Genomic DNA, 13,331 nt, shown 5'->3' with positions numbered 1-13,331 from the left:
GATCGCGTCAGGCAGCAGGGGACGCCTCGGCAGGGGGCGCCCCGGCAGTGGCCGGCCCGGCAGGGGTCGCCCCGGCCTCCGGGAGCAGCTCGGGCATTCCTTCGACCAGCACCACGACGGCCACCACCTCGCCGGCCTCGCAGCGGCCGACCCAGACGGGATAGGTGCCGTCCCCCGTCGTCGCGAAGGCCACCAGTTCGCCGCCGGTGGCCTGGTCCCGTGTGCGCAGCAGATACATGGAGTCGCTGATGCTCTCGTACTCGTCGGGGCTCAGGTCCGGGTCCCGGCGGACCAGCCCCCTCTCGAAGAGCGTGATGAGCGGCTCCCAGGCCCCGGCGTCGGCGAAGCAGCCCGTGGCACCGTCGGTGTCGAAGCCGAAGATCTCGTCCTCCCGGAGCAGCCGGGGGTCGTCATCGGGCCGGAGCGCCATCTCCCAGGTCGCGGCGGGGACGTCACTGACACGCACACGGACGGCCATGGTGTCCGTACGCGTGACCGGGCCTCCCTCCCATTCGCAGTGGTAGGTGTGGCGGGCCTGCGCCTCGTCCAGTGCGTATTCCCCCGGTGGGACGGGGATCGTGAGGTGCGGGCCGTCGCCGCGGTTGATGTCGGGGCCGGATACGGCGAGGAGCCCGCTGGGCACGCGCAGCGTCCCGGCCCGGTGCGGTTCCACGACCGTCATCTCGGGGTGGTACCCGTCGGTCACCCGTGCGCCGGGCTGGAACAGCTCGGAGATCGGCCCCGGCTGCGCGGGCAGGGGCGGACGCCAGCAGGTGTCCGGCGCGGGCCCGCCGCCGCTGTCGTCGGCCGCCTCGCCGATCTCGAAGACCAGCGGTTCCGTGAGCCCGTGGACCTGGGCCGAGAGCAGTGGCCACTCCCCGAAGGCGGGCCGGTCCATCCAGCGCTCGTCGTCACGGACCCTGGGTACGGTGACGTACGCTCCCCCGGTCCTGCCTCGGGACTCCTCCGTCCGCCGGCCCTTCCCGTCCGGGTACAGCTCGACGGTGATGCGCGGACACGCCTCGTCGAACTCCGCCATCTCCGGGTCGGGGTAGCGCCAGCCGATGGTGCACCGGCGCAGCAGCCGCGCCGGATCGTCCAGCAGCCGCATGTCCAGGTCGTAGGTACGACGGCCCTTAGCGTCGTAGACCCAGACCCCCACATAGTGGTCCCGCCAGGAGACGAGCCGCACCTCCAGCGGCGCCTCCCGGCCCGCCGCCCGATACACGACGATGTACGGAAGCCCTGCGGCATCCCGCTCACGCGCCTCCGCTGACGAGATCGGCCTCCAGGGCGCATGGCCCTTCAGGTCCCATCCCTGCGCGTACCCCACCTCGACGATCACTGCCGCTCCCCGCTCCTTCGCGCTCACGTGTCGGACCGCAACCTAGCCGCCTCCTCTGACAATGGCCCCCAGGCGGTGGAGGCAGTGCTCCGGGAGCGGCACGCCCACCGCCGGCGGACGACGCCGCCGACAGCCGACGCGAGGACCCCCGCCGTCCGGAGGCACGAGGCGTTCGGACGGCGGGGGCCGGGAGGATCGAGTGGGGCGTCAGGGTGCCATCATCGAGATCCCGAACGGTACGGCCTGCGGGGCCGATTCGGTGCCGTCGGCGGCTACGGCGGTGACGACGTAGTAGTAGTACGCGCGGGCCAGACCGGCGTCCTTGTACGTCAGTGCCGTCACGCCCGTGGCGATGCGGCGCTCGGGAGTGAAGACGTCGGAGCTGGACGTGGACCGGTAGACGTTGTACGAGACGGTCGCCCCCTGGTCGCACGCCTCGACCGCCCAGGTGAGCTGGACGTGGTCCGCGCCCCTGCTGCCTCCGGTGATCCGGGGGGTGGCCGGGCCGGTGATGACCGGACAGGGCACGGTGACCTGGGCCATCGGCGAGTAGTCGGACCACTGGCTGTGCGTGCTGACGGCGCGCACGAAGTAGTTCCAGGTCCTTCCGGCGGGCACGTTCTCGTGGGTGAACGTCGTCCCCTTCATGAGCGGGGAGACCGAGTACGCCGTCGTCGGGTCCGTTCCGGACGTGCGGTAGACGTAGTAGCCGGCCACATCGGTCGACGTGCTCGCGGACCACTCCACCGTGACGTCGCCGTTGTCGGCCGTCGCGGTGACCGAGGCGGGTGCGGCCGGCTTCTCGTAGACCGGCAGACGCTTGCCGTAGACGGTTCCGTAACCCGGCTCGGGCATGGGGGAGACGTTGCCGGCCGCGTCGACGGCACGGACGGTGTAGCCGAACTGCACGCCGGCCGGGGTGCTGGTGTCCAGGTACTTGGCGTCCCGCACCACCGCGATCTGCTCCCACGCGCCGAACGACGGCTTGCGCAGGACGAGGTAGTGGTCCGTGTCGTCGGTGTTGGGCGTCCAGACGAGGTGCACGCCGTCCGTGCCGTCCCAGGCGTCCAGGCCGTACGGCATGCGCGGCGGGGTGACGTCGCCGGTGCGGGTGGCCGAGGCCGTCGCGGACGGGGACGACTCCGTGCCGAGAGCCGTGACCGTCCTGACCTGGTAGTGGCGCACCTCGCCGACGGGCGCCGCGTAGTCGTCGTACGCGGGGCCGGGGACCGGCGTCTCGGTCAACCGGGTCCACGGACCGCCGGCCGACCCGGCGGCATAGACGTGGAACCGGTGGGAGGTGTCACCGTCGTACCGCCAGCCGACGGTGTTGCGGTCGACCCAGCCGTTGGCGGAGACAGCCGCCGGCGGCAGCGGCTTGGCCTCGGTGACGTCGAGCTGGACGGGCGCGGAGTACGCGGACGTGTTGCCCGCGTTGTCCTTGGCCCGTACACGGTAGTAGTAGGTCGTGCCCACGGCGGTGGACGGGTCGGTCAGTGCGGTGCCCTGCGTGGGCGCGCCGACCGAGGCGAACGGCCCCTCGGGCGCGACGGCCCGCTGCACCTCGTAGGAACCCGCCCCGCTCACCGGCGACCAGGAGAGCCGGGCGCCGGCCGACGGGTCGTACGTGGCCGTCAGCCCCGTGGGCACGGCGGGAGCCGTCCTGTCGGCGCTGACGACGCTCGTCACCGCGGACAGCGCGGAGACGTTGCCGGAGCGGTCGACGGCACGCAGGGCGTACTCGTACGCGGCGCCGGTGGCCGGGGGCGCGTCGGTGAAGGTGGTGCCCGTGACCGGGGCGGAGTTGCGCAGATTCCAGCCGCTGGTGCCGGCGACGCGGCGGTAGACGCGGTAACCGGCCAGGTCCATCTCGTGGTTGCGGGACCACGTCAGGGTCGTCTTCAGAGTGGACGCCGAGTAGCCGGAGTTCACGCCGACCGGGGCCAGGGGAGCGGTCTTGTCGTACGTGGCGCCGATGACCGGCTTGTAGGAGAAGGCGATGTCGGCGGTGCCGGTGAAGGCGGCGAAGTCCACGCGCAGGGTGTGGGTCCCGCGCGGCACGGTGAGGCGGACGGTCCTGCGCTGGGTGGAGCTGACGTTGCGCCACAGGTCGATCTTGCGGTTGCCGTCGAGGTAGACGCGGGCGCCGTCCTGGACGGCGACGCTCAGGTCGAAGGGGCCGCCGGAGCCGAAGTTGCGGGTGGTGGTCCAGCGGACGCCGAAGTTGTCGCGCGGCAGGGTCACGCCGGAGGGGTCGCCGTAGCCGTAGTTCTCGGCGATGGCGGTATCGCAGACGGTGGCTTTCGGAGTGCCGGAGAGGGTGGTGTCGGCGTAGTACTGCGCCTTCCACACGCCGGCCGGGCAGTTCACGGCCGCATGCGCGGTCGCGGGGAGAGCGAGCCCGGCCAGGGCTGTGGCCAAGGACAGCACGGCCGCACCACCTGTACGGCGCGCCGCGCCGAGGGATATTCGCATCTACGGATGCTCACGCTTTCGATGAGGAGATGAGAGATGAGGGCGAGGTGTATGCCGCCCCGCCCCAATAGTGCCATTTGGTAGATCACTTGTGACAGGTGATTCAGGGGGCGAGTCCCGCTTCCTCGGAGGCGGAGCCGAGCGTGGCCGAGGGCAGGAACTTCACTGCCTTGGCGGTGAGTTGCCGGTCGAGGTACTGCGCGGCGTCTTCCGGCCGCATCCTGAAGAGCGCGACCAGAGCGGTGATGACCACGTCGGCCACCTCGGCGTGGACGTCACTCCACGTGTGGCTGTCCCCCTTGCGGGGATTGGTGCCCCGAGCGCCGATGACCGCCTGGGAGGCTTCGCCGGTCTCCTCGGCGATCTTCAGAACCTGCAAGGTCCATCGCTCGTGCGGGTCCAGGCCGCGCTGTTCGTCGTGCTGATCGAAGAGGCGGGCCAGTTGCTCGATGGTTTTCCAGGCGGAGCTGTTCACGGTGAGGAGTCTCTTTCGTGGAGGACGGTCCGGAGCCGGCCGGTCGCCGGGGTGCGAAGCGGGCGGCCGGGTGACGGGCCCGGGTTTCAGGGGCGCAGGGCGTAGCAGCGGAGCACGTCGAGATCGGCAGTGCGGACGACGGACCAGCCCGAGGTCAGCGTCTCGGCCTCGGCAGCGGTGATGGCGAGGTCCGCCAGCGGGTCGGATGCGCCCCGGCGACCGGCGACTTCGGTCACGACCCAGAGCCTCCCGCCGGGCGGGAGGAGACGCCGGAGGCGGTCGAGGAAGGCGGGCTTGTCCTCCATCCATCGGTAGACCAGGCGGCAGGTGATGACCGCGTACGCCGCATCCGGCAGCTCGGAGAGATCGGCGGTGGCGAAGTCCATGCACCGCCATGCCGGACCAGGGGCGGTGTCCTGCGCTGCCGCGAGGGCGAGCGCGCTGGGCGCGCAGTCGATGCCGGTCGTGCGGTAGCCGAGCCGATGGTGGAGGTGTCGGGCGAGGGCGCCGTCGCCGCTGCCGATGTCGAGGGCCGGCCGGCCGCGGCCGGGGCCGAGATGCTGGTCCAGCAGCCGGGCCTCGGCATCGGTGATCCGCCGGTAGCGGCGGCCCCCCGCCCACAGGGGCTCCCAGTACGCGGGGGCGGCGGTGGATGTCTCGTGCTGCTCGTGGGTGTCGGCCGAGGTCACAGGGGTTCCCCCTCGTCGGTGGCGGGTGCGTCGTGAAGTTCAACGACGCTTCCGGCCCTTCGAACACCTGTCTTTCGGACGGACTTCGAACCTTGTACTGGAGCGCGCGGCAAAGCGTGTGCCATGCACCGACCCTTGCCGTGCAAGGCCGGCGCTACGAGCCGCGGTGGCCGAAACGCCGAGGGTGCCGCTGCCGGGGCGGGGCCATCCGAACGGCGACGCCCAAGGTGCCTGCGGGGCGGCGTCCTTCCCTCCGCCAAAGCAGTCGAGGGCGTGGAGCCAGGAGTGTCCTGGCGCCACGCCCTCGTGCGGGCAGGGTCACTGGAACTGTGCGAAGAACCTCCAGATCTCGGCCTTGGTCCAGGTGGTGACGCCGCTCTCGTTGGGGGAGCCGTCGACCGGACCGGGTATGTGGCCTCCGTCGAACGCCGCCCACTGGACCGGGTATCCGGCACGGCACCCCGAGTACGTGGTGGTGATGTGCGTTCGGCTGCCCGGTGCGGGCTCGCGCGGACTCTGCGGGGTGCAGCCGTTGTTGCTGACGAACTTGTCGCGCAGCGACCTTCCTTGGGAGATGCTCAGCACGGAGTCGCTGATGCCGTGGATCCCGAAGTAGGCGATGGGCTGGGTGCCGCCGCTGCACCCGCTGATCTGCGCGCCGGCGATGACCGCGACGGCCCGGAAGACGTTGGCCCGGCTGCAGGCGAGGGCGTAGCTCATGCCGCCGCCCCAGCTGAAGCCGGTGGCGAAACGCTGTGTCGGGTTGACGCAGAGGCCGCTCTCGATGTGCCGGATCATGTCGTCGACGAAGGTGACGTCCTCACCGCCGGAGTTGGCCCAGCCGTTGCCGAGGCCCTGGGGGGCGACGAGGATCGCGGTGTTGTTCGACTGTTCCTGCTGGCCGTAGTAGGACCAGGCGCTCCCGCTCGTGCCGCCCGAGGCGACGTCGGTGGCGGTTCCGCCCCGCCAGTGGAACGCGAAGATCAGCCGGTAGCGGTGGGTGTTGTCGTAGTTGGCGGGGACCCTGAGGATGAAGCTGCGGCTCTTGCCTCCGCTCTGGATCGTGTGCGTACCGCTCGTCAGTGCCGGGGCGTTGCCGCAGCCGCCGGCACCGGGCGACAGCTTGGTGAGCTGCCACTGCTGGTTGGCGCCGCCCCAGTCGCTGTACTGGACGACGTTGCCGCCGTCGGCGGTGGAGCCGCCCTGCACCTCGACCGCCTTGCCGCTGCCGCGGTTGATCAGCCGGACGTGGCCCGCGTCGGAGTCCGCCAGGCGGAACTGCTGGTTGGCCCCGTTGTGATCGGCCCACTGCTGGATCGCGGCACCGTCTGCGGTGGAAGCCCCGGCCACGTCGAGAACCTTGCCCGAGTGCCGGGCCTTGAGGCGGTAGTAGCCGCCGCCGGAGTCCACGAACTGCCATTGCTGGTTGGCCCCGTCGCTGCGCGTCCACTGGTTGACCCGCGCGCCGTCGGCGGTGGACGCGCCGGAGACGTCGAGCGCCTTGCCGCTGTTGCGATTCACCAGGACGTACCAGGCGTTGGTGTCCACGGTCGCCGCCTCGGCGGGCGCCGGCTTCAGCACGGCGAGCATGCCGAGGGCGAGGGTCGCCGCCACCACGGCGGCGACCCGGGACAACCAACGATGTCTTCCCGGCAGGGCGCAAGAAGCCGCTCGGGAAGCCGTCATCGATTCACCCTTTCGTCGGTGTCAGACCCCATCAGGTGCGGGTCCAGCGCTGGTTGCTGCTGCCGGAGCAGGAGTAGAGCTGGATCTGGGTGCCGTTGGCGGTGCCGGCTCCGACGGCGTCGAGGCAGAGGCCGGACTGGACGCCGACGATGGACCCGTCGGAGGCCAGGCGCCACTTCTGGTTGTCGCCGCCCCAGCAGCTGTAGATCTGGACCCTGGCCCCGTTGCCGGTTCCGGCGGCGTCCAGGCACTTGTTGCCGTAGACCCTGAGCTCGCCGGCGTCGGTGACCGCCCACTGCTGGTTCGTGCCGCTGTGGCAGTCCCACAGCTGGAGCTGGGTGCCGTCGCTGGTGCTGGCGTTGGGCACGTCCAGGCAGCGGCCGGAACCGACTCCCTTGATCTGTCCGGAGCCCGTCGGAGGCGTGGTGGAGCCGCCGTTGAGCGCGTTGAGGACAGCGGTGTACGCGGGCTTCTTGCTGCCGTCGCCGTTGAACAGCAGCGGCGTGTCCCCGGACCGCCAGGAGTCGGTGTCGCGCACACCCCAGACGGTGATGCCGAGGCAGCGCGGGACGGCCAGGCAGTCGTTGGTGACGGCGGCGTAGGTCGAGGCCGGGGCGCCCTGGATGTCGAGCTCGGTGACGGCCACGTCGACGCCGAGGGCGGCGAAGTTCTGCAGCGTGGTGCGGAAGTTGCTGTTGTAGGGGCTGCCGCTGTTGAAGTGCGCCTGGAAGCCGACGCAGTCGATGGGCACGCCGCGCTGCTTGAAGTCCTTGACCATGTTGTACATGGCCTGCGTCTTGGCCCAGGTCCAGTTCTCGACGTTGTAGTCGTTGTAGCAGAGCTTGGCGGCCGGGTCGGCGGCGCGCGCGGTGCGGAAGGCGACCTCGATCCAGTCGTTGCCGGTGCGCTGGAGGTTGGAGTCGCGCCGGGCGCCCGAACTGCCGTCGGCGAATGCCTCGTTCACCACGTCCCACTGGACGATCTTGCCCTTGTAATGGGCCATCACGCCCTTGATGTGGTCGATCATCGCCTGGCGCAGCGCGCTGCCGCTGAGGGCCTGCATCCAGGCGGGCTGCTGGGAGTGCCAGGCCAGGGTGTGCCCGCGCACCTGCTTGCCGTTCTGCACCGCCCAGTTGTAGACGCGGTCGGCGGCGGTGAAGTTGAACTGGCCCCGCTGCGGCTCGGTGGCGTCGATCTTCATCTCGTTCTCGGCCGTCACCGAGTTGAACTCACGGTTCGCGATCGTCGTGTACGCCGAGTCGCCGAGCTTGCCGGAGGCGATGGCGGTGCCGAAGTAGCGGCCGCTCTGCGCTGCCGCGGCGCCGAGCGTGCTCTCGGCGGCGTGGGCGGGCGGCGGTGCGGCCAGTGTGGCGGTCGCACCGAGGACGCCGACGAGCAGGGCCGGCAGCAGGCCGCCGATCTTCCGGCGGACAGATGGTCGGGGAAGGGCGTACGAGCCCATGACTGTGCCTCCAAGGTAGACATCACGGAAGGACTGAGGTGCGGGGGCTTGTGCTGTGCGCTCCCGCTCCGCGGACGGACGCACGGGCGGACGGACGGGACAGAGGGACGGGCCGGCGGACAGGCGGACGGACGGGCCGCGACGGGCGGGCGCGGTGTCTCGACACGGGCACGGGTGCTCCATCGCGGCTCAGCCGGGAGACCGTCACGCGGCGTCGTGTACCTCTCCACCTGGGGGAGGAGCCAGGATGCGCTGGTGCGAACCTCACCGGAACGGAAGGGGGGTGGCGCAGGTGCGTTGGTGCGCGGATGTGTCGTGCGGGTGTGCGTGGACCGGCTGGGCGGCATGGACCGCCCAGGACCGATGTCGGTTCGAACCATCGACCCGGAGCCGGTTTCTCAGACAGGGATGATTGAGGTGCTGGTGATGCATCGTCAATACTTCCTCCAGAAAAACTTTCTGTTTCGAGTTCGAAACTTTCGCCGATCCAGTGTTTCACCTGGCGTCGGCGCGGGGGTCGGATCGCCTTCTGTGTGGGGGTTGTGCGCGTCGGCGTGCAAGGGTTACTGCCTCGCGTGATCTAGGAATGGTCCAGACTGCGCTCCGAATGTTTCGGAGCCTTCGGCGACCGATGCGAGAGGTATTGACGCGGCTCGGGGGCTCCCTATCATTCAGGTTGCTCGATAAACCGACCTTCGTTCGATATCGCGAACACGGGAACTCGCTCCCTCACGCTCCCCGGACGCGGAGCCGCAAGGAGGCGCACTGTATGCGTATGCGCATGTCATGGACCCGCCAACCATTTTCTGTGCGTCGTCAGATTCCCCACCCCGGCGCCGATGCCCCCCGAAGGCGACGGGCGCCACCGGTCTTCCCGTAGGCCGCGCACGACCGCGAAGTCCCCTGCGGTCTGCCGTCGTGCTCAGAGGCCGCGGCACACCAGCGCACTGCACCGACCGTCCGGACAACCTCTGACGAGTCCGTCCGGAACACCTACCCCAGAGGTGAGGAAGTCCTCATGCCCACCATGCACAGACGGAGTTTCAGCCGCAGGCATCCGTCCGCGGTGCTCGCCGCCGCGGTCGCGGTCCTGGCCGCGTTGGCGGCGATGCTCGTCGCCACTCCGGCTCAGGCGGCTTCCACCGGCCCGTTGCGCGGTGTCGGCTCGAACCGGTGTCTCGACGTGACGGGCGCCGTCCAGACCGACGGTGCGTCTCTGCAGCTGTACGACTGCTGGGGCGGCGCCAACCAGCAGTGGACCCTGACGGACAGCAACCAGCTCACCGTGTACGGCAACAAGTGCCTGGATGTTCCGGGCCACGCCACCACGCCCGGTACCCGGGTGCAGATCTGGACCTGTTCCGGCGGCGCGAACCAGCAGTGGCGGGTCAACTCCGACGGCACGGTCGTCGGCGTGCAGTCGGGTCTCTGCCTGGAGGCCGCGGGCGCCGGTACCGCCAACGGCACAGCGGTGCAGATCTGGACGTGCAACGGCGGCAGCAACCAGAAGTGGACCGGCCTGTCCGGGACGCCGACCCCGCCCGACGGCACGTGCACTCTGCCGTCGACGTACCGGTGGACGTCGACGGGTGTCCTGGCACAGCCGGCCAACGGGTGGGCGTCGGTGAAGGACTTCACCACCGTGACGCACAACGGCAAGCACCTGGTCTACGCGTCCAACTTCTCGGGGACGTCCTACGGCTCGATGATGTTCAGTCCCTTCACGAACTGGTCGGACATGGCGTCGGCCGGTCAGACCGGCATGAACCAGGCCGCGGTGGCGCCCACGCTGTTCTACTTCGCGCCCAAGAACGTATGGGTGCTGGCGTACCAGTGGGGTCAGTGGCCCTTCATCTACCGCACGTCCAGCGACCCGACCAACCCCAACGGCTGGTCCGCCCCGCAGCCGCTGTTCACCGGCAGCATCTCCGGCTCCGACACCGGACCGATCGACCAGACCCTGATCGCCGACGGCCAGAACATGTACCTGTTCTTCGCCGGTGACAACGGCAAGATCTACCGGGCGAGCATGCCGATCGGGAACTTCCCGGGCAACTTCGGCTCGTCGTACACGACGATCATGAGCGACACCAAGGCCAACCTCTTCGAGGGCGTACAGGTCTACAAGGTCAAGGGCCAGAACCAGTACCTGATGATCGTCGAGGCGATGGGCGCGAACGGGCGCTACTTCCGCTCCTTCACGGCCTCCAGCCTGAACGGCACGTGGACCCCGCAGGCCGCCACCGAGTCCAACCCCTTCGCGGGCAAGGCCAACAGCGGCGCCACCTGGACCAACGACATCAGCCACGGTGACCTGGTCCGCAACAACCCCGACCAGACCATGACCATCGACCCCTGCAACCTGCAGTTCCTCTACCAGGGCAAGTCCCCCACCGCGGGCGGCGACTACAACCGGCTGCCGTGGCGGCCGGGTGTCCTCACCCTGCAGCGCTGACCTCCCGAACCCTGCAGCGCTGACCTCCCGATGCGCGTGACCGTGAAGCGGTCCCCAGGAACCCCGGCCGTGCGGCGGCCGGGGTTCCTGTCGGCCGCCCGACGAGCCCGCTGCCGGGCCAAAAGCGCCGGGCAGCGGGCTCGTTGGTTCCCCCCTGGCGGGTCCCCCTGTCACGTCCGACCGGGGGACAGGACCAGTGTGTTGAGGCGAGGGCCGGCTCTGCCGGGGTGCCGGCTGTCAGCAGGCCGCGAAGACGGAGCTGAGCACGTCGTTGTGCGCGGCCGCGAGGTTGCCCTGGAACCCGGCGGGGACGGTTCCCAGATAGCCGGTGTAGTCGCTGTGCCGGTAGAGGTGGATGGGGGTGGACGTCCGGTTCCAGGCCGAGCTCGCCCGGTCCTGGAACCAGGAGGGCACGACGTGGTGGCCGCAGCTGGGAACCACCCACAGCCAGCCGCCGCCGTTGGAGTTCTGGAAGAAGCACGACCCGCTTCCGCACTCGGACCAGGCCCGGGTGCCGTAGTCGCCGCCGCTGAGCCAGTACAGGCCCGCCACGCCGGGCACCTCGGTGACGCGGGTCTCCTCGGCGCTCGCCGCCGTCGGCGCGGCGAGCGCGAAGACGGCAGCCGTGGCCGCGGCGAGTGCTGCGATCCTCTTGCGCATGTCCCCTCCGGGAGTCGCTGGAATGCCGTGCGTTCACTGTGGCCCGCTGCCGCCTGCCGGTCGTCGGGACCGAGCGCACACTTCCTTGGCATCCAGCGCACGCGCTTGTGCCCGCGCCTGCGCCCGTACCTCGCTCGGCGAGACTCCGTAGGCCCTGCGGAAGGCGCGGCTGAAGTCTGCCGGGTCACGGAAGCCCCAGCGGGCGGCCGTCGCGGCGATGGTGCGGTGGTCCAGCGCCGGGTCGGCCAGGTCCGCGTGGCAGCGCTCCAGGCGCATCCGCCGGATCATGGCGCCCACGGTCTCCTGGTCCCGCCGGAACAGCAGGTGCAGGCTGCGCACGGAGATGTGGTGGTGAGCGGCGATGGCCGCCGGGTGCAGTCCCGGATCGCCCAGGTGGTGCTCGATGAAGCTTCTGATCCGGGCGTGCAGCACGGCCTTGCGCGTCTCCGCGGGCAGCGTCTCCTCAGCCCCGAGCCGTCCCGCCAGTACGGTCGCGGCCAGATCGGCGCCGATCTGGCCGAGCCGGGCCAGCTCCGCCGGACCGCAGGTGCGGGCGGCCGCCGGCAGCCCGCGCAGGTACGAGCCGAGCAGCCCCGCCGACCCCGCGCCGCCCCGGTGAAGCGGCTCCGCCAGCAGCCGGTCCGCCCGGCCACCGGCCAGCGGCAGGGCCGTGCGCGGCAGCCGCAGCAGGGTCAGGCGAATCTGCCGGCCCTGGTCGGGGAAGTCACACACGAGCGGCGCCGAAGTGGAGAACAGAGCCATGTCGCCGGCCCCGAGGCAGGCCACACCACGGGCCTGCTCCAACCGGATGGGGCTCCCGTGGACCAGGACCAGGAAGTACTCCTGCGGATCACGGCGGCGGATCTGCACGGGTGAACGCCGGGCCGTCATCGGGGAGAAGCTGAAGGCGGCAACCTGGCTGTGCGGCATCCCCACGGCCTCCACACCGCCCCTGAAGCGTGCCGCGTGCGCGCTGCGGATCGTCACGGGCATGACCTCGTCGCTGACCATGTCGGCCCACCAGCCGAACCGATCCGCCGCCGGCACACCGTCCGTGCTCACGGACATCACCGGCCTGTCCGTGCCGTCCCCCTGCCCCGCCGCCTCATGGATGATGGACATTCCACGATGCTCACCGCCGTGCGCCCCGGCCGGAAAGCCGACCGCCGGTCAGACAACGTCGCCTTCCCGCCTGGGCGGAGCGGGTACGAGGGACAGCTGCCCGTGCGGATCGAGTCAGCCTGTCCCCGAGGAGCCCGCCATCCGGGCCCCCGCGGTCTCCCCGCCGACGCGCTCCGCGAGACCGACCCGGCGCGCGTACCCCGCCAGTCCCTCGGCCGACCCGCCCGCCCAGCCGACATGGCCGTCGGGGCGGATCAGATACACGCCCGTGCCATAGGCGTGATGGGCCGCGATCCGTGTCCGGGGGAGGTCGAGCGCGGGCAGCACCGGGTCCGTGCCGACCGAGAGCAGCATCCAGTGCGGGCCGTGATCGCGGGCGTGGAGGCGACCTTGCTGACGAACCCCGCGACCTAGCGCGGGCCCGTCAGGGCGTGGCCCGGCGCGGCAACCTGACGTCGATGCTGGTCAGAACATGGTGTTGGCGTTCTCGGAGGTGGCCGGGACGACCTGGAGCACGTCCCAGTGTTCGACGATCTTTCCGTTGTCGTCGAAGCGGAAGATGTCGATGCCCGCGTACTCCTCGTCCGGCCAGATCTGGTGGCAGTGCAGGACGACGTGGTCACCGTCGGCGAAGGCCCGCTTGAACTCGACGCGCTTGCCGGGATACTCGGCCTTCATACGCTCGAAGTAGTCGATGAACGCCTGCTTGCCGTCGCCGACGTGCGGGTTGTGCTGGATGTAGGTGTCGCCGACGTAGCGCTCGACGGCCTCGGCGGGGCGGCACTGGTTGAACATCAGGTCGTAGAACGCCTTGGCCGTGGCCTTGTTCTTCTCGGGGTCGCTCATGAGGGGAGCTTAGGATCGGGCGGCCGGCTTCGCGAGGGCGGCACTCGCGCCCCGCCGCGTGCGTGGCCTGGGCGCAGGTCCGCCTTCCGGCGCGCGGTGCCGGCCACGGCCGTTCG

11 protein-coding genes are annotated in these 13,331 nt (G+C 70.5%); 1 reads left to right on the top strand and 10 read right to left on the bottom strand.

Translation table 11 applies throughout. The annotated features are described in order from the left end of the window. Positions 1 to 7: 7 nt before the first annotated feature. From ACSU6M_RS00740 to ACSU6M_RS00715, 6 genes are all read right to left on the bottom strand, one after another. Positions 8 to 1,372: a DUF4241 domain-containing protein gene (locus ACSU6M_RS00740; RefSeq protein WP_437066074.1), complete on the bottom strand. Its 1,365-nt coding sequence runs from the start codon at positions 1,370 to 1,372 to the stop codon at positions 8 to 10. A 180-nt stretch (positions 1,373 to 1,552) separates the two neighbouring features. Beyond that, positions 1,553 to 3,820 carry a fibronectin type III domain-containing protein gene (locus tag ACSU6M_RS00735; protein ID WP_437066073.1) on the bottom strand — a complete coding sequence of 756 codons (2,268 nt, stop codon included), beginning with the start codon at positions 3,818 to 3,820 and terminating at the stop codon, positions 1,553 to 1,555. A 103-nt stretch (positions 3,821 to 3,923) separates the two neighbouring features. Further along, the gene (locus tag ACSU6M_RS00730; protein WP_437066072.1) at positions 3,924 to 4,295 is read right to left on the bottom strand and encodes a MazG-like family protein; all 372 of its coding nucleotides are present in this window, start codon (positions 4,293 to 4,295) and stop codon (positions 3,924 to 3,926) included. 86 nt (positions 4,296 to 4,381) lie between these two features. Next, entirely contained in the window at positions 4,382 to 4,984 is a 603-nt protein-coding gene (locus ACSU6M_RS00725; RefSeq protein ID WP_437066070.1) for a class I SAM-dependent methyltransferase, read from the bottom strand. A gap of 318 nt (positions 4,985 to 5,302) precedes the next feature. Beyond that, complete coding sequence (locus ACSU6M_RS00720; protein WP_437074947.1) at positions 5,303 to 6,601, bottom strand: RICIN domain-containing protein; 1,299 nt, start codon at positions 6,599 to 6,601, stop codon at positions 5,303 to 5,305. A 100-nt stretch (positions 6,602 to 6,701) separates the two neighbouring features. Further along, complete coding sequence (locus ACSU6M_RS00715) at positions 6,702 to 8,132, bottom strand: endo-1,4-beta-xylanase (protein WP_437066068.1); 1,431 nt, start codon at positions 8,130 to 8,132, stop codon at positions 6,702 to 6,704. Positions 8,133 to 9,159: 1,027 nt separating this feature from the next. On the opposite strand from ACSU6M_RS00715, the gene ACSU6M_RS00710 reads away from it, so the two are divergent. After that, entirely contained in the window at positions 9,160 to 10,587 is a 1,428-nt protein-coding gene (locus tag ACSU6M_RS00710) for a non-reducing end alpha-L-arabinofuranosidase family hydrolase (protein WP_437074946.1), read from the top strand. A gap of 237 nt (positions 10,588 to 10,824) precedes the next feature. On the opposite strand, the gene ACSU6M_RS00705 is transcribed toward ACSU6M_RS00710, so the two are convergent. The 4 genes from ACSU6M_RS00705 to ACSU6M_RS00690 all read right to left on the bottom strand — a co-directional run bounded on the left by ACSU6M_RS00705 (position 10,825) and on the right by ACSU6M_RS00690 (position 13,215). After that, positions 10,825 to 11,247 carry a peptidase inhibitor family I36 protein gene (locus tag ACSU6M_RS00705; RefSeq protein ID WP_437066066.1) on the bottom strand — a complete coding sequence of 141 codons (423 nt, stop codon included), beginning with the start codon at positions 11,245 to 11,247 and terminating at the stop codon, positions 10,825 to 10,827. 33 nt (positions 11,248 to 11,280) lie between these two features. After that, positions 11,281 to 12,369, bottom strand: coding sequence for a helix-turn-helix domain-containing protein (locus tag ACSU6M_RS00700; protein WP_437066065.1), 1,089 nt, complete (start codon positions 12,367 to 12,369; stop codon positions 11,281 to 11,283). A gap of 114 nt (positions 12,370 to 12,483) precedes the next feature. Beyond that, a complete protein-coding gene (locus tag ACSU6M_RS00695) occupies positions 12,484 to 12,723 on the bottom strand; it encodes a hypothetical protein (RefSeq protein WP_437066064.1) in 240 nt (79 codons plus the stop codon). 111 nt (positions 12,724 to 12,834) lie between these two features. Beyond that, the gene (locus ACSU6M_RS00690) at positions 12,835 to 13,215 is read right to left on the bottom strand and encodes a nuclear transport factor 2 family protein (protein WP_437066063.1); all 381 of its coding nucleotides are present in this window, start codon (positions 13,213 to 13,215) and stop codon (positions 12,835 to 12,837) included. Between the last annotated feature and the right edge of the window lie 116 nt (positions 13,216 to 13,331).

The organism is Streptomyces sp. enrichment culture (genome assembly GCF_964272895.1).
Classification (GTDB): domain Bacteria; phylum Actinomycetota; class Actinomycetes; order Streptomycetales; family Streptomycetaceae; genus Streptomyces.
The sequence above is the reverse complement of the archived record's forward strand: the minus strand, read 5'-3'. Positions and strand labels throughout refer to the sequence as shown.

Coding starts and splice junctions, on each gene's coding strand:
- ACSU6M_RS00715 (WP_437066068.1), bottom strand. CDS start 8,132: ATGGGCTCGTACGCCCTTCCCCGACCATCTGTCCGCCGGAAGATCGGC.
- ACSU6M_RS00705 (WP_437066066.1), bottom strand. CDS start 11,247: ATGCGCAAGAGGATCGCAGCACTCGCCGCGGCCACGGCTGCCGTCTTC.
- ACSU6M_RS00735 (WP_437066073.1), bottom strand. CDS start 3,820: ATGCGAATATCCCTCGGCGCGGCGCGCCGTACAGGTGGTGCGGCCGTG.
- ACSU6M_RS00695 (WP_437066064.1), bottom strand. CDS start 12,723: ATGCTGCTCTCGGTCGGCACGGACCCGGTGCTGCCCGCGCTCGACCTC.
- ACSU6M_RS00690 (WP_437066063.1), bottom strand. CDS start 13,215: ATGAGCGACCCCGAGAAGAACAAGGCCACGGCCAAGGCGTTCTACGAC.
- ACSU6M_RS00700 (WP_437066065.1), bottom strand. CDS start 12,369: ATGTCCATCATCCATGAGGCGGCGGGGCAGGGGGACGGCACGGACAGG.
- ACSU6M_RS00710 (WP_437074946.1), top strand. CDS start 9,160: ATGCACAGACGGAGTTTCAGCCGCAGGCATCCGTCCGCGGTGCTCGCC.